This is a genomic window from Streptomyces sp. NPDC101393, from assembly GCF_044767385.1.
GTDB lineage: Bacteria > Actinomycetota > Actinomycetes > Streptomycetales > Streptomycetaceae > Streptomyces.
Window position 1 is genome coordinate 559,736 of the sequence record NZ_JBIWNU010000005.1, and the last position, 23,428, is coordinate 583,163.

A 23,428-nucleotide genomic window follows, 5' to 3' on the forward strand; every position below is an offset into this window, starting at 1 on the left:
GGGACCGGCGAGCGCCCGGGGTCAGCCCGGCAGCCGGTCCGGGAAGGTCACCCGGACCGTCAGCCCGCCACCGGGGTTGGGGTGCGCGGTCGCCGACGCCGCGTGGGCGCGGGCGATGGAGGCGACGATCGACAGCCCGAGCCCGGCGCCCTCACCGGGGGCGTGCCGCCGTTCCTCCAGGCGCCGGAACGGCTCGAAGAGATACGGCACGGACCCGGCGGGGACGACGGGGCCGGTGTTGCTGACCTCCACGGTGCGGTCGTGGACGCGCAGGGTGATCCGGCCGTCCGGGCGGTTGTGGCGCACGGCGTTGCCGACCAGGTTGCGCAGGAGATGGGTGAGCAGGACCGGGTCACCGTCGACGGTCGAGGAGGATCCCCCCTGCTCCTGAAGTGCGCGGGGGATGTCGGTGGCCAGGGTCAGCCCGTCCCGCCAGGCGAGGTCGGCGTGCTCGGCGGCGACCGTCCCGGCGAGTTCGCCGAGCGCCACCGGCTCCCGGCGCTGCAGGCCCTGATCGGAGACGGAGAGCAGCAGCAGGCCCTCGATCAGCTGCTCGCTGTCGTCGGCGACCTCGATCAGCTTGCCGCGGATGCGCCGTACGTTCGCGGGGTCCGGGTCGGTGAGCCCGATCTCGGCGGCGGCGCGCTGCACGGCCAGAGGGGTGCGCAGCTCGTGTGCGGCGTTGGCGGCGAACCGCTGCTGTGCGGAGACCAGTTGCTCGATGCGGTCGAGCATGCCGTCGAAGGTGTCGGCGAGCTGTTTGAGTTCGCCGGGCGGCGCGTCGAGCGCGATGCGTTCGTGCAGGTTGGCGGCGGACAGCCGGCGCGCGGTGGTGGTGATGACGGAGACCGGGCGCAGCACCCGACCCGCCATCCACCAGGCCAGCGCCACCGAGATGACGGCGAAGATCAGCAGGGCGATCAGCGAGACGGTGAGCAGACGGGAGAGCGCGGCCTCCTCCGCGGCGCTGGTGATGGTCCGCGTCACGCTGCGCTCGCCGCCGTCGGTGAAGGTCAGGGGGTAGCCGGGCAGCCGCAGGGCGGGTGCCACGGTGGGCCCGGGGGTGGGGGCACCGTGCGACGGGCCGCGCTGTGCGGGCGCGGCGGTGGTGACCGCCATGCTGAGCGTGGAGTAGAGGCCGCGCCGTACGAGGAAGTAGACGAGGCCGATGAGCATCGCGCCGGCCAGCACCAGCAGCCCGCCGTAGAGGCCGGTGAGCCGGGCGCGTTCGCTGCCGGGCAGCCGGCGCAGCCACGTGGGCAGCCGGTGGCCCGGCGGACGGCCGGGTCCGGTGGCCGCGGCGGCGGGGCGGCCCGGGAGGTCGCCGGCCGGTGCGGGGCGGGCCGGGGCGGCGGGGGCGGCGGGGGCGCTCATCGGCCGTCCCCGACCCGGTAGCCCGCGCCCGGCACCGTCTCGATCACCGGCGGTTCGCCGAGTTTCGCGCGCAGTTTGCTGAGCGTGACGCGGACGGCGTTGGTGCGGTAGCTGGTGTGCTCCTCCCAGACCTCTTCGATCAGGTCGTCGCCGCTGACCACCGCCCCCTCCCCGCGCAGCAGCGCCTCCAGTACCGCGAATTCCTTGCGCGACAGCGCGAGCGGGCGGCCGTCGCGCTCCGCGAGGCGGCGCGCGGTGTCGACGGTGATCCCGGCCCGCTCGATGACCGGGGGCAGCGCGGGGCGGGCACGGCGGCCGAGGGCGAGGACCCGGGCGAGCAGTTCCTCGTACGCGAACGGCTTGGTCAGGTAGTCGTCGGCGCCCAGGCCCAGCCCATCCACCCGGTCGCGGACCGTGCCGGACGCGGTGAGCATCAGCACCCGGGTCAGCAGCCGCTGCTCCACGACATGCCGGCACACCTCGTCACCGTGCAGGCCGGGCAGGTCGCGGTCCAGGACGAGCACGTCGTACGCGCCGAACCGGAGTTTGCCCAGGGCCTCGTGACCGTCGTGGGCGACATCGGCCGCGATCGCGTCGCGGCGCAATCCCTCGGCGATCATTTCCGCGAGGAATTCCTCGTCCTCCACCACCAGAACGCGCATGGGGTCATGTGTACCCGAGGGCCACCTTTCGGCGACGTAAACACTTTTTCCGCCGGGCGGTGGGAGACCGGGTGGTTAGAGAAAGGAAATGCGGCCCCGTGCCAGCTTCTGCGGCACAGCTCATCGCTGTCTCCCGTAGTTCCGGCACGGAGGAATTCCATGAATCAGCACACGGACCGGCGCACACCTCAGCGCACCGACCAGCGCACCAACCAGCGCAGGAACCGGCGCGGGCTGCCGGTGGCGGCGGCAGCGTTGATGGCGGGCCTGGCGATATTCGCCACCGCCTGCTCCGGCGGCGACACCGGCACGGGCTCGGGCGGCGGGTCCGACGCCAACGGCAAGGGCAAGGAAGCGGACGCGGCGTACAAGCACCGCCAGTGCCTGCGGGACCACGGCGTGCAGGTCGAGGAGCCGAAGCCGGGCCAGGACCCGCGCAGCATGGTCGTCGGCGGCGGTGCCAAGACCGACCCGGAGAAGATGAAGAAGGCGTTCAAGGAGTGCGGGGATTCCGGGCCGGGATCCGGGAGCGGCGGCCCGAGCCAGGCGGACAAGGACACGATGCTGAAGTTCGCCCAGTGCATGCGCAAGAACGGCTTCCACATGCCCGACCCGAAGTTCGGCAGCGACGGTATGCAGCCGGCGCAGCGCATTCCGAAGGGCCAGGAGAAGACCTTCGAGAAGGCCAACAAGGTGTGCGGCGGCCAGAATGCCGGCTGAGGCGGGCGGCCCCCAGGCCCCGCGCCGCCGGAAGAAGACCTACCTGATCTCCGCGCTGGTCGTCGTCGCGCTGCTGGCGGGCGGCGGCGTGGCCCTCGGCTCCGTCACCGGCCGCCAGGACGGCGGGCGGCAGCAGAGCACGGACGACCGGCCTCCCGCCACCGACACGGTCCGGCGCCAGGACCTCAGCAGCAGCACCCAGGTCCAGGGGACGCTCGGCTACACCGGGGAACGCAAGGTCAACGCCGGTGCGGCCGGCACCCTGACCTGGCTCCCGGCCGCCGGCTCGACGGTCGGCCGGGACGACGCGCTCTACGAGGTCGACGGCCGCACGGTACGGCTGATGTACGGCGCCAAGCCGATGTACCGGACCCTGAAAGAGGGCGACGAGGGCGATGACGTCCGGCAGTTGAAGGAGAACCTGCGCGCCCTGGGCTACGGAGCGGAGCTGGCCGCCGACGGGAAGTTCACCCCCGGCACGACCGACGCCGTCAAGCGCTGGCAGCGCGGCCATGACCTGAAGCAGACCGGCACCACCGGGCCGGAACAGATCTCCTTCCAGCCGGGGGCGGTGCGGATCAACAAGAAGGCCGCGGCGGTCGGCGACCGGGCCGCGCCCGGCGGGCCGCTGCTGACCACCACCGGGTCGGCGCGGGAGGTCCGGCTCAAGCTCGATGTCGCGCAGAGCGACCTGGCGAAGGTGGGCACGAAGGTCACCGTGAACCTGCCCGACGGCGGCACGGCCCGGGGCAAGGTCGCCTCCGTCGACAGGACCGTGACCGAGGAGGGCAGCGACGGGCAGAGCAAGACTCCCAAGATCAGCGTCCGGGTCACCTTCGACGACCCCGGCAAGGTCACCGCGTTCGACCGTTCGCCGGTGACCGTCGACATCGCCGGCGAGGTCCGCGCCGACGTGCTGACGGTGCCGGTCAACGCGCTGCTCGCGCTGCCCGGCGGCGGCTTCGGCGTCCAGGTCGTCGAGGGCGGCCGGGTCCGCGAGGTGCGGGTCACGCTCGGGATGTTCGGGCAGGGCAGGGTGGAGATCTCCGGCGGCGGGGTCCGGGCGGGCACCACGGTGGGGGTGCCGGCGTCATGACCGCCACCACGGGCACCGCCCGCGCCCTCACCCCCACGCCTCCGGCCCCCGAGCACGTCGTCGATCTCGCCGGGGTCACCAAGGAGTACCCCGGCGGGGTCGCCGCGCTGCGCGGGGTGGACCTGCGGGTGTCCCGCGCCGAACTGCTGGCCATCGTCGGCCCGTCCGGCTCCGGAAAATCCACCCTGCTGCACATCATCGGCACCCTGGACCGCCCCACGGCCGGCGCCGTCACCCTCGCCGGCCACGACATCGCCGCCCTCACCGACCGCCGGCTCTCCGCCCTGCGCGCCCAGCACATCGGCTTCGTCTTCCAGTCCTTCCACCTGGTGTCCGGCGTCAGCGCCCAGGACAACGTCGCCGAGGGGCTGCTCTACTCCGGGCTGCCCCGCGCCGTTCGCCGCCGGCGGGCGGCCGAGGCGCTGGACCGGGTGGGCCTCGCCGACCGGATGGCGCACCGCCCGCACGAGCTGTCGGGCGGTCAGAAGCAGCGGGTGGCCATCGCACGGGCGGTGGTCGGCGAACCCGATCTGCTGCTGGCCGACGAACCGACCGGCGCTCTGGACTCCGCCTCCGGCGCCGCGGTCATGGCGCTGCTGCACGAACTCAACAAGGAGGGCGCCACCATCGCCGTCATCACCCACGACAGCGAGATCGCCGGGCAGCTGCCCCGTCAGGTGCGGCTCCGCGACGGCCGGGTCGTCCGGGACGACGACGGCCGGGCGGTCCCGGACGACGGCCGGGCGGTCCCGGATGACGGCCCGGTGGCCCCGGGCGGCTCCGGGAGCGCCGAGCGATGAGACGCAGTGGACCCAGCCGGCTCACCCCGGCCACCCTCGGGCCGCGCGACGTCCTGCACGTCGGCTCCGCCGGGCTGCGTACCCGCCCGATGCGGGTGGTGCTGTCCGCCCTCGGCATCGCCATCGGCATCGCGACGATGATCGCGGTGGTCGGCATCTCCGCCTCCAGCAAGGCCCAACTCCTGCAGAAGCTGGAGGCGCTGGGCACCAACATGCTGGTCGTCTCGCCCGGCCAGGACATGTTCGGCGGGGAGGTGAAGCTGTCCAAGGACGCACCCGGGATGATCGCCCGGATCGACGGGGTGCAGCAGGTCGGCGCCACCGGCGACCTCGGCCAGTCGGTGCGGCGCAGCGAGAAGATCCCGCAGGAGGAGACCGGCGGCATCACCCTCAAGGCCGCGGGTGAGGGGCTGCTGGACACGCTGCGCGGCTCGATGCGCTCCGGCTCCTGGCTCAACGGCGCCAACGGCCGCTATCCGTCCGTCGTGCTCGGCCATGTCAGCGCCGAACGCCTCGGCGTCACCCATCCCGGCCAGCAGGTCTACATCGGCGGGCGGTACTTCACCGTCATCGGCGTCCTCGACCCGCTGCCGCTCGCGCCGGAGATCGAACGGTCCGCCCTCGTCGGCTGGTCGGCGGCGGCCGGGCTGCTCGGCTTCGACGGTCACCCCACCTCCGTCTACGAGCGCTCCACCGACGCGTCCGTGCGGGACGTGCGGGAGCTCATCCCGCACACCGCCGATCCGGAGAATCCGCGCAACGTCCAGGTTTCCGATCCGTCGTCGGCGCTCCAGGCCAAGGCCCAGGCGGAGGGCGCGTTCACGAGTCTGCTGCTCGGTCTGGGCGGGGTGGCGCTGCTGGTCGGCGGCGTGGGAGTCGCCAACACCATGATCATCTCGGTGCTGGAACGCCGCCACGAGATCGGGCTGCGCCGCTCCATGGGCGCCACCCGGGGCCAGGTCCGGCTGCAGTTCGTGACCGAGTCGCTGCTGCTGTCGGGCCTTGGCGGGGTCGCCGGCATCGTGCTGGGCGGGGCCGCCACCTACGTGTTCGCCGCCTCGGGCGGGATGCCGTGGGTGGTGCCTCCCTGGGCGGTCGGCGGCGGCTTCGGCGCGACCCTGGTGATCGGCACCGTCGCCGGCCTCTACCCGGCCGTACGGGCCGCCCGTCTCTCCCCGACCCTCGCCCTCCAGGCCGTGTAGAAAGGCCGCCGGCCGCCCCTCCGTCGAACGGCGGCCGGATCCGGCCGGGACGGGGGGCCGTACGAGTTGCTTCCGCGGCACCGCCTCCCGTCCTGCCGCATCCGGCCCCACCGGCGTGCTTACGATCCACTCCGGCCTCCGGTCGGAAGGGTGGAAGGGAACGCCACGATGAGAGCCGTAGCAGTCAGCGCATTCGGCGAACAGCCGCAGCTCATGGATCTGCCACAGCCCGAACCAGGGCCGGGGGAGGTCCTGGTGCGGCTGTCCGCAGCCGGACTCAACCCGATCGACTGGAAGATCGCCGACGGGATGTTCGGGGATGCCATGCCGGCAGCCTTCCCCCTGGTCCTGGGGTCGGACGGGGCCGGTGAGGTCCTCGCCGTCGGCACCGGCGTCCGGCGGTTCACCGTCGGCGACGCGGTGTTCGGCCAGTTCCAGCGGCCGGAGCGGGGCGGCGGTTCGTACGGCGAACTCGCCGTCGCCGACGAGGCGGCGATCGCCCCGGCCGCCCGCAGTGTCACCTACGCGACGTCCGCGGCCCTGCCGACGGCCGGCATGACCGCCTACAACCTGGTCGAGGAGACCCGGGTCAGCGAGGGCCGGCGGGTGCTGATCGTCGGCGCCACCGGCGGTGTCGGCACCTTCGCCACCCAGCTCGCGGCCGGCCGCGGCGCGGAGGTGATCGCCACCGCCCGGCCCGCCAACGTGGAACTGATGCGGAATCTGGGCGCGTCCGAAACCATCGACCACACCGTCGGCCCGGTCGCCGAACAGCTCCTGGCCGCGCACCCGGACGGGGTGGACGTGCTGATCGACCTGACCGGCGGCCCCGAGGAGTTCGGCGACCTGACCCGGACCGTACGGGACGGCGGCACCGCCGTCTCCACCATCGGGTCGGCCGACGCGGACGTGCTGACCGAGCACAACCTGCGCGGCTTCAACTTCGTCAACCGCTCCTCGCCCCAGCTCCTGGAGATCCTCGCCGGTCATGTCGACGCGGGCCGCCTCACGGTCCTCGTGGGCCGCGAGGTCACCCTGGAAGAGGCCCCCGAGGTCCTGGCCGCCAGCCGCACCGGCCGCGCCCAGGGGAAGACGGTGCTGACGATCTGACCCTGCACCGACCGACGATGCGGCCACCTGCCTCGGGGCGGGGGCCGCATCTTTGCGCGCCGGGCGGTGGGGGGCCACGCACCGCAGATCCCTGGCGGACGGAACGGCTCGGTATCGAGCAGCCCTGAGACAGGCGGCGCCCTCTGGGCCGCTCAGTCGCGCGCTCCCGCCACCCGCCGCAGGAGGCGCCGCGCGGGTGGCGTCAGCGCTGCGGTCGTGACCGTCAGCAGGGCGGTGGCGATGACCGTCCAGAGGCCGGTGCGCAGGGGGGAGGTGAGGGCGTCGGCGTAGGCGGTGGCGGCGGGGCGGGAGACCACGGCGGGCAGTGCGTCGAGCAGGCGGGTGCGGGCGAGGACGAGGGCGGCGGCCAGCAGGGCGGCGCCCGCGGCGCAGCCGGCCGCGGTGCAGATCAGGGCCCGGCGGCGGCGCCGGGCCAGGAGCAGTCCGGCCGGCAGGCAGAGCGCGGCGGCCGGCGGGAGCAGGACCGCGGCGGTGCGCACCGACCGGTACGCGGTTCTGAACGGCGGGACCTCGGGGGGCTTCAGGAGCACGATCTCGGCGTGGGTGTGCGGCACCCGCTGGGCGATGTCGATGCCCAGGCCGTTCGCGGACAGCTGGTGCCTGACGCGTTCGACGACCGGCGTGAGGTCGAGGGTCACCGGGGCGTCCCCGGAGGAGGTCAGCGTGCCGTCCAGGGCCTGGTGGGCGGTGCGGTGCACGCCCGTCCAGACGGCCGGGAAGGCGCGGCCGGTGACGACCTGGCGGACCTGTTTGTCGACGAACTCGCGGATGCCGCGGGTGAAACGCTCCCGCAGGGCGGGCCGTTGGGCGCGCGGGATGGCCTGGAGCAGCCCGTCGAGCTGGACGTGTTCCATCACCCCGTTGGTGACGTCGTCGACGATGGCGTCCCGGACGGCGGGGTTCGCGGCGAGCGGGGCGACCGCGGCCACATAGCGGTCGGTGTCGGTCAGCTCGGTGCGCGCCCAGACGGCGGCCAGGCTCAGCGGCAGCAGCAGCGTGCCGATCAGCAGCAGCGCGCCGCCCGCCAGCGCACGGGCGGGCCGCCGGCGGGCCCGCGGCCCGGCATCGGCTTCCGGCGCCCGGCCGCTGACGCGTACGGGTGCGCTCGCTGACATGGCGTCCGGTCCCTCCTGACGGCGGCCGTTGGTTGCGGGTACGGCCCTCTTCCAGGCAAGGGGGAACGGGCACCGGCCGCGAGCGGGGCCGGTGCCAATGGGTGACCGTGCGGGCGGTCCGGTGCCGGCGGGCACCGCCGGGTGGGTCAGGGCGTGCGGTCCCCGGTGCCCGCGCGATGGCGGCGTACCGCCCGCACCACGCCCGGCGCGAACAGCGCGCAGGCCGCGGCGGCCACCGCCCACCACACCCAGCCGTCGCCGCCCGTCGTCTCCGGGTGGGTCTCCGGCAGGTCGTCGATGTCGCCCGAGCAGGCGGTGGGCGCGTCGGACGGGGGCACATAGACGCAGACGGTGGTGGCGGCGCGGCGGGTGCCGGGCGCGGCGGTGGGGCCGAGGGTGGTCCGGTCGCCGAGTTCGGCGGTGGCGGTGAACACCTGGATGTCGTACGCGGGCAGGTCGGCGTGCCAGACGGCCTTCTGCTGCGTGCCGGACCCGACGATCCGGCCGCCGCTCGCCGTCGCGGAGGCGGTGGTGGCCGGCATCCGCTGCTCGATACGGGCGCCGGGCACGGCGGTGGCGCCCAGGTTGTGCACGGTGATGCGGTAGTCGAGCCGTTCGCCCGCCTCGGTCCGGTCGACGCCGTCGGTCACCGCCACCGACACCGAGACGGCGGGGGCCGCCCGGCGGTGCGGTGCGTCGGCGGGCGGTGCGGGGAGAGCGGCGGCGCACAGCAGCGCGCAGACGACGGCGGTTCTCATCCGGCCATCCGAGCACCGCGGTCACCGCGCCCGGCGGCCACCGCCCCGGTCCCGGGCCGTGTTCACCCGAGTGAGTGGGCGTCAGGCCCGTCCCGTACGGCGCGCACCGCCGGGCGCAGCGCCACCTCGCACCACACCGTCTTGCCGACGCCCGGCAGCCGCACCCCCCAACGGGCCGAGAGCGTCCCCACGAGCAGTAACCCCCGTCCCCCCGTGGCCTCCGGCGCACCCGCTCCGTCCCTCTGGCACGGGAGGCGTTCGCCGCGCGCATCGGTCACCTCGATGCGCAGCACGCATGCCGTCAGGACGAGCCGTACCCGAAAGAGCCGACCGCGCACCGCACCGTGCAGCAGCGCGTTGGTCGCCAGCTCGGAGACCAGCAGCCGGGTGTCGTCGGCCAGTTGGGGATGGCCCCATTCGCCGACGAGCCGGGCGGCCCGGTTCCGTGCGAGGGCGACGCTCTTGGGGCGGGGGGTGTAGTCGAGCACGTCCTCGTGGAGGGCGTCGTCTGCGAGGTCCGGTTCCGCCGGGTCGTACGGGGCGATCATCTTCGGCCACCTCCGGGGCTGGGCAGCGCGCATCAGCCAAGCCAACTTGCGGCGCTGCGCGGTCGGTTCACCACGGAAGGTAGCGCAGAATGGAGCCGCTGCAATCAACTCGGAGATAATTTCACCCGCTAGTTGCGAGCGCTCTGTGATCCACCCCAAACTGAGCGTGGATCGGGAGGGGTGGGCGATGACGAGCAGTCAGCCAGTGCAGGACAACCGGGTTTCCACGGTGTTGGGCCGCCGACTGGGCAGGGAGTTGCACAGGCTCCGCACGGTGGCGGGCCTGACCCAGGGGGAAGCGGCGAGGTCCCTGAGTGCGTCCACCGGGAAGATCGCCAAGATGGAGAGCGGTTGGGTGCCGATGCGCGATCCGGACGTTCGCACGCTGTGTGCGGTGTTCGGGGTCGCGGACGATCCGCTTTTGGTGGGAGGCCTGTTGGAGCTCGCTCGGCTCGACCGAGAGCGGCGCAAGGCCAAGGGATGGTGGAGCGAGTTCCCTCTGGCGGGGGCGATGAAGGAGTACGTCGCCCTGGAGAGCGCTGCCACGGCCATCAAGGCCTGGCAGCTCGCCTTCGTCCCCGGCCTGCTCCAAACACCTGGCTACGTCAGCGCGCTGAAGCCGGACGAACACTTCGTGTCCATGCGTGTGAACCGCCAGCGGCGTCTGGCCGAGGAGCCGCTTCTGGATCTGCGGGTCGTGATCTCTGAGGCTGGTCTGCGGACACTCGTCGGAGGCGCTGACGTGATGCGCGAACAGCTGCGGCACCTGTGTTCCATGGGCGAGAGGCCGAATGTCGCCATCCAGGTGCTGCCCTTCAGCGCCGGGGCGCAGCTCGGCATGGACTGCGCCTTCAACGTCATGTCGTTCGCCGAGCCGGGAGCCATGGACGTGGTGTATATGGAGAACCTCCACACCGAGCTGTGGATCGAAGGCGGGAAAGACGCTTCCCAATACGATGGCCTGTTCGAGACAATCGCGGAGCGATCCCTCGGCGAAGCCGATTCGCGAGCCTTCATCAGCCAACTGGTCAAAGAACTGTGAGCCATGACCGAGTTCATCTTTTGCAAGTCCAGCTACAGCAACCAGGAACGCGAGTGCGTCGAGGTGGCCACCAACGTTCCCGCCGTCATAGCCGTCCGCGACTCCAAGGACCCCGCCGGGCCGGTGCTCCGGCTCACGCCCGCCTCCTGGACGGCGTTCCGGGGAGCCGTGGTCGAGGGCCGGTTCGGCCGCGGACAGGCGTGAGCTGGGGCTAGTGCCGGTGCGGCCCCGGCCGGTGGACCGGGCCGTGGGTGTCCTCGCAGTGGTCGGACGGGTGCGCTTCGGGGCCCGCTTCCGGGCCGGGGCCGGTGCCGAGGGTCAGTACGTCGTCGGGGGACCATTCGCCGACGTGGTCGACCTGGAGGGTGGCGTGGGTGATGCCGTAGTCCGCGCTCAGCAGTTCCTGGAGGCCGCGGCGCACCTTGTGGCAGTCGCCGCCGGGCGCCACCAGGATGTGCGCGGACAGCGCCGGCTGGCCGGAGGTGATCTGCCAGACGTGCAGGTCGTGGACCTCGACGACCTCGTCCGCCGCGACGAGGTGGTCGCCCAGGGCGTCCGGGTCGACGCCGGAGGGCGCGGCCTCCATGAAGATCCGGCCGGATTCGCGGACGAGCCCGATGCCGGCCTTCAGCATCAGCGCGACGACCAGGAGCGTGGCGATCGCGTCGGCCCGTTCGAAGCCGGTGGTCAGCACGATCAGGCCGGCCACCGCGGTGGCGACGAAGCCGAACAGGTCGGTGAGGATGTGCTGGTAGGCGCCCTCGACGTTCAGGCTGGAGCGGTTGGCCCGGGACAGGAACCAGGTGCAGACCAGGTTCACCACGACGCCGGACAGGGCCGTGACGAGGACCAGCCCGCCGGTCACGGCCGGCGGCGAGATCAGCCGCTCGACGGCCTCGTACGCCAGCCAGACCGACAGCAGCAGCAGCGTGATGCCGTTGGCCTGCGCGGAGAGGATCTCGGCGCGCTTGAGCCCGTAGGTGTAGCCGCCGCGCGCGGGCCGGGCGGCCAGCCGCATCGCGATCAGGGCCAGCGCGATCGATACCGCGTCGGTGAGCATGTGGGCGGCGTCCGAGATCAGTGCCAGGGACTGGGCCACGAAGCCGATGACGACCTCGACCGCCATGTAGGCGGTGATCAGGACGAGCGCGGCGCGCAGCCAGCGCCGGTCGGCGTCCGGTGAGACGGCGTGCGCATGGCTGTGGGTGTGGCCGTGTGCGGGGGGCTTGGCCCCGTCGTGCCCGTGGGCGTGCTCGGTCATCGCGCGCTCCTTCGTGGGTCGTCGCTGCGAAGCAAACCGCACTTCGGCGAGAGATCCAAAGGCTGCACCGGTGACCGTTGTCATTACCGTCCAACGGCGTATCGTGCCTGGTCAGAGCGGTGAGGCGAGTGCGGCCCGGCGGGAGTGGGAAGCGGCCCCCGCGGAGCGCTGCGCCCACGAGCCGGCCGGCGGGTGTCCGGTCCGCGCCCCCGCCGCCACCGGATGCAGCGCCGCGTACGTGAGCGGAGCCGACGGGTCGATCGAGACGTCCAGCGGGGCCGGTTCCGCGCCGGCGCGCACGAGCAGGTCGCCGATGGCGGCGATCATCGCGCCGTTGTCCGTGCACAGCCGCAGCGGCGGCACCCGCAGGGTGATGCCCGCCGCGGCGCACCGCTCCTCGGCCAGGCTCCGGACCCGGGAGTTGGCGGCCACCCCGCCCACCACGACCAGGGTCCGTACGCCGTGCTCGGCGCAGGCGGCCACGGCCTTGCGGGTGAGGACATCGGCGACCGCCTCCTGGAGCGAGGCGGCGCCGTCGGCGAGGGGGAGCGGCAGGCCGGCGCCGTGGTGGCGCTCCGCCCAGCGGGCCGCCGCCGTCTTCAGCCCCGAGAAGGAGAACGTGAAGCGGTTCTCCGGCGGGCCCGTGGTCAGCGGGCGCGGGAAGGGGACAGCGCGCGGATCCCCCTCGCGCGCTGTCCGGTCGATGGCCGGGCCGCCGGGATACGGCAGCCCGAAGACCCGCGCGACCTTGTCGAAGCACTCCCCCGCGGCGTCGTCCAGGGTGTCGCCGAGGTGCGTGATCGGGTCGCGGGCGAGGTCGCGTACGAGCAGCAGGGAGGTGTGGCCGCCGGAGACGATCAGCACCATGCAGGGGTCGGGCAGCGGACCGTGTTCGAGGGTGTCGGCGGCGACGTGCCCGGCGAGGTGGTGCACGCCGTACAGCGGGACGCCGAGTGCGTACGCCAGACCCTTGGCACCGGCCAGCCCGACCTGGAGCGCGCCGGACAGCCCCGGCCCCGTCGTCACCGCGACCGCCCCGATGTCGGCGGTCGTCAGCCCCGCGCCGGCCAGCGCCTCGCGGACCACCGGGGTCAGCGCGTGCAGATGGGCGCGGGCGGCGATCTCCGGCACCACGCCGCCGAACCGCGCGTGCGCGTCCATGCTCGACGCGAGGGCGTGGCCGAGCAGCCGCCCGTCCCGGACCAGACCGGCGCCCGTCTCGTCGCACGACGATTCGATCCCCAGCACCACGGGTGAGCCCACCACGCTCCTCCTCTTCCTGCACAAGCTGTCCAATTGCAACATATAGGCAACAAGGCTCGGGAGGTGCCACCGGCTTCCCCCCGCAGAAGCCGGTGACCGCCCGGTCAGTAAAGTTCGCCTCCCGTCCCCCGCCCCTCCTGACCTCTGAGGTACTCGGCCGTGAGCCCCGCACCACCGCTATCCGTCGTCGGCATCGGGGCCGACGGCTGGGACGGCCTGCCCGCTGCCGCCCAGCGGGACCTGTGCGCCGCCGAGGTGCTGATCGGCGGCCCGCGCCAGCTCGCCCTGCTGCCCGCGCAGTGCGCGGGGGAGCGGATCCCGTGGCCGAAGCCGCTGCGGCCCGGCGTCCCCGGCCTGCTCGCCGCGCACGCCGGCCGGCGGATCTGCGTCCTCGCCAGCGGCGACCCGATGTTCCACGGCATCGGGCGCACGCTGAACGAGCTGTCGGACCAGGGAGGCGGGGACCCGGGAGCCGGGATGCCGCCCCTCCGCGTCCGGCCGCACCCGTCCTCCGTCTCGTACGCCTGCGCCCGGCTCGGCTGGCCCGTGGAGGACACCGAGGTCATCACCCTCGTCGGACGGCCCGCGGACACCCTGGCCGCCGCCCTGCACGCCGGCCGCCGGCTGCTGGTGCTGTCCGCCGGGGCCGCGACCCCGGACGAGGTCGCGGAGCTGCTGCGCGCCCGCGGCTTCGGCCCCACCCGGATGCGGGTGCTCGAACAGCTCGGCGGCGAGCGCGAGCGGATGTCCGGCGGCACCGCCGCCACCTGGGCCGAGCCGCCCGGCGACCCGCTGAACGTCATCGCCCTCGACTGTGCGCGGGAGCCCGGCGCGCTGCGGCTGTCGGCGGTGCCGGGCCTGCCCGACGCCGCGTACGCACACGACGGCCAGCTCACCAAGCGTCATGTCCGGGCCGCCACCCTCGCCGCGCTGGCCCCCGCGCCCGGCGAACTCCTCTGGGACATCGGCGGCGGCTCCGGCTCCATCGCCATCGAATGGCTGCGCGCCCACCGCAGTTGCCGCGCCATCGGCGTCGAGCGTGACCCCGTACGGGCCGAGCGCATCGGGCACAACGCCCGCACCCTGGGCGTCCCTTCGCTGCGTGTGGTGCGGGGCGCCGCGCCCGCCGCGCTGGACGGCCTGCCGGTGCCGGACGCGGTGTTCATCGGCGGCGGCCTGACCGCCCCCGGCCTCCTCGACGCCTGCTGGGACGCGCTGCCGCCCGGGGGCCGGATCGTCGCCAATACGGTGACGCTGGAATCCGAGGCGCTGCTCGCCGACCACTACCGCCGGCACGGCGGCGAACTGGTCCGCCTCGCCGTCTCCCACGCCACGCCGGTCGGCGGCTTCACCGGCTGGCGGCAGGCGATGCCGGTCACCCAGTGGTCCGCGGTCAAGCCCGCCTCACCGGCCCCGCCCCCCTCCTCCCCCCTCCCCCTGGAGACCGACGAACGATGACCGTCCACTTCATCGGAGCGGGCCCCGGCGCCGCCGACCTGATCACCGTGCGCGGTGCCCGTACCCTCGCCGCCTGCGGCGTCTGCCTGTACGCCGGCAGCCTGGTGCCCCGCGAACTGCTCGCCGAGTGCCCGCCCGGCGCGCGGCTCGTCGACACCGCGCAGCTGGACCTCGACACCATCACCGCCGAGCTGGTGAAGGCGCATGCACAGGGCCATGACGTGGCCCGGCTGCACTCCGGCGACCCGTCCGTCTTCAGCGCCGTCGCCGAGCAGATGCGCCGCCTGGACGCGGCCGGGGTGCCGTACGACGTGGTGCCCGGCGTGCCCGCCTTCGCCGCCGCTGCCGCCGCGCTCAAGCGCGAGCTGACGGTGCCGACGGTCGGTCAGACCGTCATCCTGACCCGCGTCGCGCAGCGCGCCACGGCGATGCCCGAGGGCGAGGACCTCGCGACGCTGGGACGCAGCGGCGCCCTGCTCGTGCTGCACCTGGCCGCCATGTACGTCGACCGCGTCGTCGCGGAACTCCTGCCGCATTACGGCGCCGACTGCCCGGCCGCCGTCGTCGCGATGGCCTCCCGCCCCGACGAACTCGTGCTGCGCGGCACCCTGTCCGACATCGCGGAGCAGGTGAAGGCGGCGGGAGTCGTCCGCACCGCCGTCATCATGGTCGGCCGCACCCTGGGCGCCGAACAGTTCCGCGACAGCCATCTCTACTCGACGGACCGGGACCGGCCGCACGCACCGTGCGAGGCGCCGCCGGCGGACGGCTCCTGACGCGCCTCACCACTGAGGGGGATCTTCGGGTGCACAGCGCAGTCCCCGGTAGCCCGCTTCGCTACCCTCTGTCTCCGTCGTCGCGGAGGCTCCGATAGCGGGGGCTTCCAGGGGCCTGGCCAGAGCCTGACCAAGGGTCTCTTGCCTGCAGACGTCTCTGCCGACGGTGGGGCTCTCCGGTTGTCTGGCGTATTGACCAGTTTCCTCCCTATTTACCCGGAGTCAAGGGCGTCCCGAGGGCGCAGAGGAAAGCCCCGGCCCCAGGGTCTGCCCCTAGGCCCGCGGGCCGCGCGGCTCCGCCCGTCCCACGACCATCCCCGCCCGGTCGATGCAGATGACGTCGACCGCGACCGGGGCGCCGCGGAGCACGGCCAGGGACTCGTCGCGGGCGGTGGCGGCGACCAGGTCGCCGAGCGGGACGCCGGCCGCCGCGCACATCTGGAGTGCGGCGAGGCCGGTGTTGGCCTCGGCGACGGCGGCCGCGAGCGCCGCGTCCGCGCCGCCGCGGCGGGCCAGGTCGGCAAGGAAGCCCTTGTCGACCTGGGACCGTGCCGAGTGCAGGTCGAGGTGACCGGCCGCCAGCTTGGACAGCTTGGCGAACCCACCGCAGATGGTGAGCCGGTCGACGGGGTGCCGACGGATGTACTTGAGCACCGCGCCCGCGAAGTCGCCCATGTCCAACAGCGCGTCCTCGGGCAGCTCGTGCAGGGTGACGGCGACCTTCTCCGACGTCGACCCCGTACATCCGGCCACATGCCGCCGCCCCGCCGCACGCGCCACATCCACCCCACGGCGGATGGAATCGATCCACGCCGAGCAGGAGTAGGGCACGACGATGCCGGTGGTGCCCAGGATGGACAGCCCGCCGAGGATCCCCAGCCGCGGATTCCAGGTGCTGCGCGCGATCTCCGCGCCGTGGTCGACGGAAATCTCGACCTCGACATCGGGCTCCGCAGGCGCGCCCCCGGACCCGGCCGCCACCGCGCCGTACCGGGCCGCCACCGCCGCGAGGTGTTCCCGCAGCATCTGACGCGGCACCGGGTTGACCGCCGGTTCGCCGACGTCCAGCGGCAGACCGGGACGGGTGACCGTGCCGACCCCCGGGCCCGCCTTGAAGACGACCCCCGAGCCGGCCGGCAACGCCCGTACGGTTGCCCGCACCAGCGCCCCGTGCGTCACATCGGGATCGTCGCCCGCGTCCTTCACCACGCCCGCCATGGCGCTCCCCTGCCCCGGCAGCCACTCCTCCGCCGCGAGCGCGAAGGCCGGCGTCTGCCCCTTGGGCAGCGTGATCGTCACCGGGTCGGGGAAGTCGCCGCCGGTCAGCAGCGCGGTGTACGCGGCCGTACCGGCCGCCGTCGCACAGGCCCCGGTCGTCCAGCCGGGCCGCAGCCCGGTGTGCGCGAGCTGGGCGCTGCGGCCTCCCGTACCCTGCGGTTGCGCTTCAGCCATGGAAGGACCCGCGACCGATGAACGACGACGCCCGCCCCCAGTGGCCCACCCGGGTGTCCGGGGCGCCTCGGGTGCTCATCCTCGGCGGCACCACCGAGGCCCGCCGGCTGGCCGCCGAACTGACAGCGCTGACGCCCGCTCCGCAGGTCACGACCTCGCTGGCCGGCCGGGTGGGCACGCCGCGGCTGCCCGCCGGCGAGGTGCGCATCGGAGGGTTCGGCGGCCCGGAGGGCCTCGCCCGCTGGCTGCGCGAGCACGCGGTGGACGCGCTCATCGACGCCACCCATCCTTTCGCCGGCACGATCAGTTTCAGCGCGGCCGAGGCCGCCGCCACCGCCCATGTTCCCCTGCTGGCCCTCCGCCGTCCCGGCTGGGTGCCCGGCCCGGGAGACACCTGGCACGACGTCGCCTCCCTGGACGAGGCGGCCGCCGCCCTCCCCGCACTCGGCCGCCGCATCTTCCTCACCACCGGCCGGATGGGCCTGGCCCACTTCGCGCACCTGACCGAGCCCTGGTTCCTGGTCCGCTCCGTCGACGCCCCCGAGGCCCCGCACCCGCCCCGTATGCAGACCCTGCTCGACCGCGGCCCGTTCACCCTGGAGGGCGAGCGGGCGCTGCTGCGGTCTCACCGCATCGACGTCCTCGTCACCAAGGACAGCGGCGCGGCCGCCACCGCCCCGAAGCTGACGGCGGCGCGGGAGGCCGGGCTGCCGGTCGTCCTCGTACGCCGGCCACCGGCCCCGGAGGGCGTCCCGCTGGCGGCGGATCCGCAGCAGGCCACGGTCTGGCTGCGCGACCTGCTCGGCTGAGGGCACCCGCGCGGCCGCCCCTCGGCGCGTCCCCCGCCCGATGTCCGCAATGCGCATGATCCGCATCCGCAGTGGCCAAAAAATTCTTGGACCGGAAAGGCACTGGCCAGGGCCGCTTTTCGCGGCAATTTCCGCTCTGTATACGAACTGTGCAGGCATGGATCCGTCAGTCGTGGAAAGCGATCCGCTGACCGCGTGGCTTCCCGGGCCCGGGACTCTGCCGTCCCGGGCAGGCGCGTCAGGAGTTCCCGACAACGGAAGGGTTCGCCATCACCGTGCAACCGGCCCAAGAGTTCGGCGACAACCCCGTCGAAGTACGAGAAACCGGGCACTACACCGAGGAATACGTCCCCAGTTTCGTCGAGAAATGGGACTCGCTCATCGACTGGGAGAAGCGAGCCGAGAGCGAGGGTAATTTCTTTATCGACCTGCTGCGCAAACGAGGCGTGAAAAGCGTGCTCGATGTCGCGACGGGGACCGGATTTCACTCCGTACGGCTGCTGGCAGCGGGATTCGAAACCGTCAGCGCGGACGGCAGCGCAGAAATGCTGGCGATGGCCTTCGAGAACGGCACCCGCGAGGGCGGCCATGTCATGCGCGTCGTCCAGGCGGACTGGCGCTGGCTGAACCGCGACGTGCACGGCGAGTACGACGCCATCGTCTGCCTCGGAAACTCCTTCACCCATCTCTTCTCGGAACGCGACCGGCGCAAGGCGCTGGCAGAGTTCTACGCGATGCTCAAACACGACGGAATCCTCGTGCTGGACCAGCGCAATTACGATGCGATTCTGGACGACGGCTACACCAGCAAACACACCTATTACTACTGCGGTGACGATGTCACAGTCGAGCCGGAGTACGTCGACGAGGGATTGTGCCGCATGCGGTACAGCTTCCCGGACGACTCCGTCTACCACCTCAACATGTTCCCGCTGCGCAAGGAATACACCCGCAAGCTCATGTCCGACGTGGGCTTCCAGCGCATCGAGACCTACGGCGACTTCCAGCACACCTACCGCGGTGAACAGCCCGACTTCTTCGTGCATGTGGCGGAGAAGGAGTACCGGATGGAGGATGAGCAGGGCGGCCGCTACACCGGCGCGGTCAACACCGCCCGCAGCTACTACAACTCGTCCGACGCCGACACCTTCTACGCCGCGGTATGGGGCGGCGAGGACATCCACATCGGCCTCTACGAGCACCCCGACGAGGCCATCGCGGACGCCAGCCGCCGCACCGTACGCACGATGGCCGCGAAACTGGAACTGACCCCGCAGTCCGTGGTCCTCGACCTCGGCTCGGGCTTCGGCGGCTCGGCACGCTATCTGGCCGAGAACCACGGCTGCCGGGTCCTCGCGCTCAACCTCAGCGAGGTCGAGAACCAGCGCCACAAGGAACTGAACGCGGCCCGCGGTCTGACCGGCAGCATCGAGGTCGTGGACGGCTCCTTCGAGAGCATCCCCTACCCGGACGCGTCCGTCGACGTCGTCTGGTCCCAGGACGCCTTCCTGCACAGCGGAAACCGCGCCCAGGTGCTGGCCGAGGCCGCCCGGGTGCTCCGCCCCGGCGGCAGCCTCATCTTCACCGACCCGATGGCGGCCGACGGCTGCCCCATCGGCGTGCTGCGCCCGATCCTCGACCGCATCCACCTCGACGACATGGGCTCACCCGCCTTCTACGCCCGCGAGTTGACCCGGCTCGGCTTCACCGCGGTCGACGGCGGCTTCGACGAACACCGCGCCCACCTGACCACCCACTACGCCCGCGTCCTCGCGGAAACCCGCCGCCAGGAGGCGGAGGGCCTGGCCCGAAAGGTCAGCCACGACTACCTCGCCCAAATGAAGAAGGGCCTCACCCACTGGGTCGACGGCGGCAACGACCACCACCTGACGTGGGGCATCTTCCACTTCGTGCGGGGCGGTGACGCGGGCTAGCGAGGACCGCCGCCACCGCCCGGCCCCTGGCGCGCCAGGGGCCGTGGACGGCGGCCCGCCCCCTCACCCCTCCGGGTACCGCCGCGGAGTCCAGACGGCCTCGGTGCCGTCGTCGCGGCGTACGGCCTGGGTCTGCGACGAGCCGATGATGAGCAGCGTGCGCATGTCGACCTGGGTGGGGTCGAGGTCGCAGAGGCGGACCGTGCGGACGGATTCCTCGGGGCCGCCGACGTCGCGGCCGAGGATGACCGGGGTGTCCGGGGCGCGGTGTTCCAGGAGGAGTTCGCGCATCTTGCCGACCTGCCAGGTGCGGCTGCGGGAGCCGGGGTTGTAGAGCGCCAGGACCAGGTCGGCGGCGGCCGCCGAGCGCAGGCGTTCGGCGATGACCTCCCAGGGCTTGAGGCGGTCGGAGAGGGAGAGGACCGCGTAGTCGTGGCCGAGCGGGGCGCCGGCGCGGGCCGCGGCGGCGTTGGCGGCGGTCACCCCCGGAAGGACCCGTACGGGCACCGAGCGGTACGGGTCCTGGCAGGCCACCTCCAGGACGGCGGTGGCCATCGCGAAGACGCCCGGGTCGCCGCCGGAGACGACGGCCACCCGGCGGCCGCGCCGGGCCAGGTCGAGGGCGAGCTCGGCGCGCTCGGACTCGACCTTGTTGTCGGAGCCGTGGCGGAGCTGGCCGGGGCGTACCGGCACGCGGTCCAGGTAGGTGGTGTAGCCGACGAGGTCCTCGGCGGCGGCCAGCGCGCCGCGCGACTCGGGCGTCAGCCACAGCGGGCCCGCCGGGCCGGTACCGACGACCACGACCTCACCGGGGGCGGCCCACTCCGGTGCAGCATCCGTAGCTGTAGCTGTAGCTGTAGCCGTATCCGGAACCGACGTCGTGTCCGGCTCCGCCGCGGACGACGCCGGTGCGGCGTTCGCGATGCGGCTGGGGACGACGGCGACGGAGAAGTACGGGACCGAGTCCCCGTCGATCGCGGCGAGCCGGTCGGTGCGCTCCCCGGCCATCGTGGCGCGCTCGACGTACTGCGCCTCCGGCATCCGGCCCGAGCGTTCCATCGCGCGGCGGACGGTGGGGAAGGTACGGCCGAGCTTCATGACGACGGCGGCGTCGGTGGCCGTCAGCCGCGCGGTCAGCTCCTCCTCCGGCAGCGTGCCGGGCAGGATCGTCAGCACCTCGTCGGCCTCGGCCAGCGGCTTGCCCAGACGGGCCGCGGCCGCGCTGATGGACGTGACGCCGGGGATGACCTCGGTCGGGTAGCGGTGTGCCAGCCGCTTGTGCATGTGCTGGTACGAGCCGTAGAAGAGCGGATCGCCCTCGGAGATCACGGCGACCGTGCGGCCCGCGTCGAGATGCACCGCGAGCCGCGCCGCGGCCTCCTCGTAGAACTCGTCCAACGCGCCCCGGTAGCCGCCGGGGTGATCGGTCGACTCGGTGGTGACCGGGTAGACCAGCGCCTCCTCGATGTGGTCGGCGCGCAGGTGCTCGGCGGCGATGGAGCGCGCGATCGAGCGTCCGTGCCGGGCGCTGTGGTAGGCGACGACGTCCGCCTCCGCGATCACCTGGACGGCCCGTACGGTCATCAGCGACGGATCGCCGGGGCCCAGCCCGACGCCGTAAAGACGGCCCGCGGCCGGCGCCTCTCCTGCGGGGTGGCGGTCGGTCTCCCGCTCGCCGGTGCCGCCGTCTGCCTGCTGCTCGCTCACGCTCACTCTTCCTCGCTCGCAATGGCGTTGACCGCGGCCGCGGCCATGGCGCTGCCGCCCCGCCGTCCGCGCACCACGATGTGGTCCAGCGCCGACGGATGCGCGATCAGCGCGTCCTTGGACTCGGCGGCGCCGATGAAGCCGACGGGTATGCCGATGACGGCCGCGGGACGCGGCGCGCCCTCCTCGATCATCTCCAGGAGGCGGAACAGCGCGGTCGGGGCGTTGCCGACGGCCACCACGGCACCCTCCATCCGGTCCCGCCACAGCTCCATCGCCGCGGCACTGCGGGTGGTCCCCATACGGGCGGCCAGGTCCGGCACCGACGGGTCGGCGAGCGTGCACAGCACCTCGTTGCCGGCCGGCAGCCGCTTACGGGTCACGCCGCTGGCGACCATGTTGGCGTCGCACAGGATCGGCGCACCGGCGCGCAGCGCCTCGCGGGCCCGCGCCACCACCTCGGGGGTGAAGGCCAGGTCGCGTACGAGGTCGACCATGCCGCAGGCGTGGATCATCCGGACCGCGACCTGGCTGACGTCGGCGGGCAGGCCCGCGAGGTCCGCCTCGGCGCGAATGGTGGCAAAGGACTGGCGGTAGATCGCCGCCCCGTCCTTCTCGTAGTCGAACACTGTGCCCTCGGTGGTGGGGTGGGAGTGGGGAGGTGGCCGGTGGTGGGGCTGGGGCCGGGGGTGGTGGGTCATGGAGTGGTGGGGGTCGGGCGTACGACGGTTACCCGGTATCCGGGCTCCCCGTCGAGTCCGGGGCCGTCACTCCCGTGGGCGCTGCGGTCATCCTTGGCGCCTTCGCCCCTGCCGTCGCCGTCGCCCGCGCCCGTGGCCACGACGTCGATCCAGCTGCCGTGCGGGTGGCCGCAGCGGCGTTCGCAGCCGGACCAGTGGACGGGGAGCCCGCCGACCGGCGCCGGGGTACTGCCCCGGACGACGGCGGCCGTGGCGTCGGCGCGGACATCGGAGAGGGACTTGGCGCAGCCTGGCCGGCCGGTGCAGGCGCTGATCCGGTGCCAGGGGGAGCCGGGGTCGGTGATCAGGCCGGCGGCGGCCAGCTCGCGCAGCCGCGCCCCGGCCGTGGTGCCCGGCAGGCCGGGGACGATCACGCCGCGCCAGGGGGTGGTCCGCAGCTCGCCCGCCCCGTCCTCGGAGGCGATCGCGGTCAGCAGCCGCCACTGGTCGACGGTCAGCCGGCCGAGCGGCGCGAGGACGGAGAGGGCCCGGCGGCCGTCGGGGGCTTCGGTGATCCCGGGAGCGGTGGCGCCCGCGCCCGGCGGCACGGCGCCCGGATCCGGCGCCGCGACGTACACGGCCCCGATACCCGCCGCCCGCAGGTCCGCCGCCACCGCATGCGCGGTCGGCACCTGTGGGGCGGGGAGCTCGCGGACCCGCCAGGCGCCGGTGCCGCACGCCTCGGCGGCGGCGAGGAAGGACCCGGCGGCGAGGAGCGCGGCCCGCGCCGCGTCCGGTCCGGCGATACGCAGCGCGGCCCCGTCGCCGAGGCGCAGCAGCGCCCCGCCGGGCGCTGCGACCAAGGTCACATCACCGCCGAGCGTCGCCACATCGCCGCGGCCGTCGTCCAGGACGAACAGGAAACGGCCGGAGAGCGCGGTCGCCGAGGGGCTCGTGCAGAGCAGGGTGTCCAGCTGCCGGGCCCACAACCGCACGTCAGAGGGGGTGTGCGGGTCCAGGCCCGCAAGGGGTGAGGCGAGGATGTTGCGGAGGCGTTCGTGGCGCTCCGAGGGCAGCAGACCGGCCTCGCGCAGCAGGCCGGCGAGTTCCTGGCCGCAGTCGTCGGCGAGGCCGCGCAGCTCCGCGTTGCCGCGGGAGGTGAGGGAGAGGTGGCCGTCGCCGAGGCGGTGGGCCGCGTCCCCCAGCGCAGTGGCCTGACGTTCCGTCAAGTCACCGGCGGGCAGCCGTACTCGTGCCAGCCGGCCGTCCGCCGCCGGGTGCAGCCGCAGCGCTCCCGGGCAGGCGTCACCGCGGTCCCGTGGGGGCGGTGCGGCCCGTGCGGGCCGTGGCGAGGGGGAGGGCGGCATGGCGGCGAGCATACCGACGTCGGCGGGTGGCGGATCCGGGGAGGCGGGCACCCGGGGAACCCGCGGACCGCGGGCCCGGAGGCGCCCTCCCACGCCCCGGACACAGCCTTTACTATGCAGGTCGGTGGGTCGGCTGACCCACCGGACGCCAGCGACGGCGCCAAGGGAGGAAGCCCGGTGAGAATCCGGCGCGGTCCCGCCACTGTGAACCCGGCCACCGCCGGGCGAGCCAGGAACTCCCGCCGTCCCTACGACCCACCCGGGGCGCGGACA

Annotated in this window: 22 protein-coding genes and 1 riboswitch; of the genes, 11 read left to right on the forward strand and 11 right to left on the reverse strand. The window is 73.6% G+C overall.

What is annotated here, in order from left to right; all coding sequences use genetic code 11:
* Positions 1-21: 21 nt before the first annotated feature.
* On the reverse strand, positions 22-1,374 hold the full coding sequence (locus ACIRQ7_RS19095; protein ID WP_404263715.1) for a sensor histidine kinase: 1,353 nt from the start codon (positions 1,372-1,374) through the stop codon (positions 22-24).
* Positions 1,371-2,036 carry a response regulator transcription factor gene (locus ACIRQ7_RS19100; RefSeq protein ID WP_404263717.1) on the reverse strand — a complete coding sequence of 222 codons (666 nt, stop codon included), beginning with the start codon at positions 2,034-2,036 and terminating at the stop codon, positions 1,371-1,373. Before ACIRQ7_RS19100 ends, ACIRQ7_RS19095 begins: the two co-directional genes overlap by 4 nt.
* 159 nt (positions 2,037-2,195) lie before the next feature.
* Between ACIRQ7_RS19100 and ACIRQ7_RS19105 the strand changes: the two genes are divergently transcribed.
* From ACIRQ7_RS19105 to ACIRQ7_RS19125, 5 genes are all read left to right on the forward strand, one after another.
* A complete protein-coding gene (locus ACIRQ7_RS19105; RefSeq protein ID WP_404263718.1) occupies positions 2,196-2,756 on the forward strand; it encodes a hypothetical protein in 561 nt (186 codons plus the stop codon).
* On the forward strand, positions 2,746-3,852 hold the full coding sequence (locus tag ACIRQ7_RS19110; RefSeq protein ID WP_404263720.1) for an efflux RND transporter periplasmic adaptor subunit: 1,107 nt from the start codon (positions 2,746-2,748) through the stop codon (positions 3,850-3,852). The genes ACIRQ7_RS19105 and ACIRQ7_RS19110 overlap by 11 nt, the downstream gene beginning before the upstream one ends.
* On the forward strand, positions 3,849-4,652 hold the full coding sequence (locus tag ACIRQ7_RS19115; protein WP_404263721.1) for an ABC transporter ATP-binding protein: 804 nt from the start codon (positions 3,849-3,851) through the stop codon (positions 4,650-4,652). The genes ACIRQ7_RS19110 and ACIRQ7_RS19115 overlap by 4 nt, the downstream gene beginning before the upstream one ends.
* Entirely contained in the window at positions 4,649-5,854 is a 1,206-nt protein-coding gene (locus tag ACIRQ7_RS19120; protein WP_404263722.1) for an ABC transporter permease, read from the forward strand. Before ACIRQ7_RS19115 ends, ACIRQ7_RS19120 begins: the two co-directional genes overlap by 4 nt.
* A 168-nt stretch (positions 5,855-6,022) precedes the next feature.
* Entirely contained in the window at positions 6,023-6,964 is a 942-nt protein-coding gene (locus ACIRQ7_RS19125; RefSeq protein WP_401464107.1) for an NADP-dependent oxidoreductase, read from the forward strand.
* Positions 6,965-7,116: 152 nt separating this feature from the next.
* Here ACIRQ7_RS19125 and ACIRQ7_RS19130 read toward each other — a convergent pair whose 3' ends face one another.
* The 3 genes from ACIRQ7_RS19130 to ACIRQ7_RS19140 all read right to left on the reverse strand — a co-directional run bounded on the left by ACIRQ7_RS19130 (position 7,117) and on the right by ACIRQ7_RS19140 (position 9,406).
* Positions 7,117-8,100: a hypothetical protein gene (locus ACIRQ7_RS19130; RefSeq protein ID WP_404263723.1), complete on the reverse strand. Its 984-nt coding sequence runs from the start codon at positions 8,098-8,100 to the stop codon at positions 7,117-7,119.
* A 146-nt stretch (positions 8,101-8,246) separates the two neighbouring features.
* Positions 8,247-8,858: a hypothetical protein gene (locus ACIRQ7_RS19135; RefSeq protein ID WP_404263725.1), complete on the reverse strand. Its 612-nt coding sequence runs from the start codon at positions 8,856-8,858 to the stop codon at positions 8,247-8,249.
* Between the two features lie 62 nt (positions 8,859-8,920).
* Positions 8,921-9,406 carry an ATP-binding protein gene (locus tag ACIRQ7_RS19140; protein WP_404263726.1) on the reverse strand — a complete coding sequence of 162 codons (486 nt, stop codon included), beginning with the start codon at positions 9,404-9,406 and terminating at the stop codon, positions 8,921-8,923.
* 187 nt (positions 9,407-9,593) lie between these two features.
* Here ACIRQ7_RS19140 and ACIRQ7_RS19145 point away from each other — a divergent pair, with 187 nt between their 5' ends.
* Together ACIRQ7_RS19145 and ACIRQ7_RS19150 are read left to right on the forward strand one after the other, a co-directional pair.
* On the forward strand, positions 9,594-10,448 hold the full coding sequence (locus ACIRQ7_RS19145; protein WP_404263727.1) for a helix-turn-helix domain-containing protein: 855 nt from the start codon (positions 9,594-9,596) through the stop codon (positions 10,446-10,448).
* 3 nt (positions 10,449-10,451) lie between these two features.
* Positions 10,452-10,652: a DUF397 domain-containing protein gene (locus ACIRQ7_RS19150; RefSeq protein WP_404263729.1), complete on the forward strand. Its 201-nt coding sequence runs from the start codon at positions 10,452-10,454 to the stop codon at positions 10,650-10,652.
* A gap of 7 nt (positions 10,653-10,659) precedes the next feature.
* Here the strand turns inward: ACIRQ7_RS19150 and ACIRQ7_RS19155 are convergent, their stop codons facing one another.
* Together ACIRQ7_RS19155 and tsaD are read right to left on the reverse strand one after the other, a co-directional pair.
* Positions 10,660-11,709, reverse strand: a complete 1,050-nt coding sequence (locus ACIRQ7_RS19155) for a cation diffusion facilitator family transporter (RefSeq protein WP_404263731.1) — start codon at positions 11,707-11,709, stop codon at positions 10,660-10,662.
* Positions 11,710-11,820: 111 nt separating this feature from the next.
* Positions 11,821-12,972, reverse strand: a complete 1,152-nt coding sequence (tsaD, locus tag ACIRQ7_RS19160; protein WP_404263925.1) for a tRNA (adenosine(37)-N6)-threonylcarbamoyltransferase complex transferase subunit TsaD — start codon at positions 12,970-12,972, stop codon at positions 11,821-11,823.
* Between the two features lie 159 nt (positions 12,973-13,131).
* Between tsaD and cbiE the strand changes: the two genes are divergently transcribed.
* Positions 13,132-14,430 carry a precorrin-6y C5,15-methyltransferase (decarboxylating) subunit CbiE gene (gene cbiE, locus ACIRQ7_RS19165; protein ID WP_404263732.1) on the forward strand — a complete coding sequence of 433 codons (1,299 nt, stop codon included), beginning with the start codon at positions 13,132-13,134 and terminating at the stop codon, positions 14,428-14,430.
* Positions 14,427-15,206, forward strand: coding sequence for a precorrin-4 C(11)-methyltransferase (gene cobM / locus ACIRQ7_RS19170; protein ID WP_404263733.1), 780 nt, complete (start codon positions 14,427-14,429; stop codon positions 15,204-15,206). The genes cbiE and cobM overlap by 4 nt, the downstream gene beginning before the upstream one ends.
* A gap of 273 nt (positions 15,207-15,479) precedes the next feature.
* Here the strand turns inward: cobM and ACIRQ7_RS19175 are convergent, their stop codons facing one another.
* Positions 15,480-16,658, reverse strand: coding sequence for a cobalt-precorrin-5B (C(1))-methyltransferase (locus ACIRQ7_RS19175; RefSeq protein ID WP_404263735.1), 1,179 nt, complete (start codon positions 16,656-16,658; stop codon positions 15,480-15,482).
* A gap of 17 nt (positions 16,659-16,675) precedes the next feature.
* Between ACIRQ7_RS19175 and ACIRQ7_RS19180 the strand changes: the two genes are divergently transcribed.
* Together ACIRQ7_RS19180 and ACIRQ7_RS19185 are read left to right on the forward strand one after the other, a co-directional pair.
* The gene (locus ACIRQ7_RS19180; RefSeq protein WP_404263737.1) at positions 16,676-17,467 is read left to right on the forward strand and encodes a cobalt-precorrin-6A reductase; all 792 of its coding nucleotides are present in this window, start codon (positions 16,676-16,678) and stop codon (positions 17,465-17,467) included.
* Between the two features lie 275 nt (positions 17,468-17,742).
* Positions 17,743-19,401 (forward strand): methyltransferase domain-containing protein, encoded by a 1,659-nt coding sequence (locus ACIRQ7_RS19185; protein ID WP_404263738.1) that lies wholly within the window; start codon positions 17,743-17,745, stop codon positions 19,399-19,401.
* Positions 19,402-19,464: 63 nt separating this feature from the next.
* Here the strand turns inward: ACIRQ7_RS19185 and ACIRQ7_RS19190 are convergent, their stop codons facing one another.
* The 3 genes from ACIRQ7_RS19190 to cobG form a co-directional block, all read right to left on the reverse strand.
* On the reverse strand, positions 19,465-21,114 hold the full coding sequence (locus tag ACIRQ7_RS19190) for a precorrin-2 C(20)-methyltransferase (RefSeq protein WP_404263739.1): 1,650 nt from the start codon (positions 21,112-21,114) through the stop codon (positions 19,465-19,467).
* Complete coding sequence (locus ACIRQ7_RS19195) at positions 21,111-21,737, reverse strand: precorrin-8X methylmutase (protein WP_401465867.1); 627 nt, start codon at positions 21,735-21,737, stop codon at positions 21,111-21,113. Before ACIRQ7_RS19195 ends, ACIRQ7_RS19190 begins: the two co-directional genes overlap by 4 nt.
* A 68-nt stretch (positions 21,738-21,805) precedes the next feature.
* Positions 21,806-23,155: a precorrin-3B synthase gene (cobG, locus tag ACIRQ7_RS19200; RefSeq protein ID WP_404263741.1), complete on the reverse strand. Its 1,350-nt coding sequence runs from the start codon at positions 23,153-23,155 to the stop codon at positions 21,806-21,808.
* 107 nt (positions 23,156-23,262) lie between these two features.
* Positions 23,263-23,415, forward strand: a riboswitch (cobalamin riboswitch).
* Positions 23,416-23,428 lie beyond the last annotated feature (13 nt).

Coding starts and splice junctions, on each gene's coding strand:
- ACIRQ7_RS19095 (WP_404263715.1), bottom strand. CDS start 1,374: ATGAGCGCCCCCGCCGCCCCCGCCGCCCCGGCCCGCCCCGCACCGGCC.
- ACIRQ7_RS19100 (WP_404263717.1), bottom strand. CDS start 2,036: ATGCGCGTTCTGGTGGTGGAGGACGAGGAATTCCTCGCGGAAATGATC.
- ACIRQ7_RS19105 (WP_404263718.1), top strand. CDS start 2,196: ATGAATCAGCACACGGACCGGCGCACACCTCAGCGCACCGACCAGCGC.
- ACIRQ7_RS19110 (WP_404263720.1), top strand. CDS start 2,746: ATGCCGGCTGAGGCGGGCGGCCCCCAGGCCCCGCGCCGCCGGAAGAAG.
- ACIRQ7_RS19115 (WP_404263721.1), top strand. CDS start 3,849: ATGACCGCCACCACGGGCACCGCCCGCGCCCTCACCCCCACGCCTCCG.
- ACIRQ7_RS19120 (WP_404263722.1), top strand. CDS start 4,649: ATGAGACGCAGTGGACCCAGCCGGCTCACCCCGGCCACCCTCGGGCCG.
- ACIRQ7_RS19125 (WP_401464107.1), top strand. CDS start 6,023: ATGAGAGCCGTAGCAGTCAGCGCATTCGGCGAACAGCCGCAGCTCATG.
- ACIRQ7_RS19130 (WP_404263723.1), bottom strand. CDS start 8,100: ATGTCAGCGAGCGCACCCGTACGCGTCAGCGGCCGGGCGCCGGAAGCC.
- ACIRQ7_RS19135 (WP_404263725.1), bottom strand. CDS start 8,858: ATGAGAACCGCCGTCGTCTGCGCGCTGCTGTGCGCCGCCGCTCTCCCC.
- ACIRQ7_RS19140 (WP_404263726.1), bottom strand. CDS start 9,406: ATGATCGCCCCGTACGACCCGGCGGAACCGGACCTCGCAGACGACGCC.
- ACIRQ7_RS19145 (WP_404263727.1), top strand. CDS start 9,594: ATGACGAGCAGTCAGCCAGTGCAGGACAACCGGGTTTCCACGGTGTTG.
- ACIRQ7_RS19150 (WP_404263729.1), top strand. CDS start 10,452: ATGACCGAGTTCATCTTTTGCAAGTCCAGCTACAGCAACCAGGAACGC.
- ACIRQ7_RS19155 (WP_404263731.1), bottom strand. CDS start 11,709: ATGACCGAGCACGCCCACGGGCACGACGGGGCCAAGCCCCCCGCACAC.
- cobM (WP_404263733.1), top strand. CDS start 14,427: ATGACCGTCCACTTCATCGGAGCGGGCCCCGGCGCCGCCGACCTGATC.
- ACIRQ7_RS19175 (WP_404263735.1), bottom strand. CDS start 16,658: ATGGCTGAAGCGCAACCGCAGGGTACGGGAGGCCGCAGCGCCCAGCTC.
- ACIRQ7_RS19180 (WP_404263737.1), top strand. CDS start 16,676: ATGAACGACGACGCCCGCCCCCAGTGGCCCACCCGGGTGTCCGGGGCG.
- cobG (WP_404263741.1), bottom strand. CDS start 23,155: ATGCCGCCCTCCCCCTCGCCACGGCCCGCACGGGCCGCACCGCCCCCA.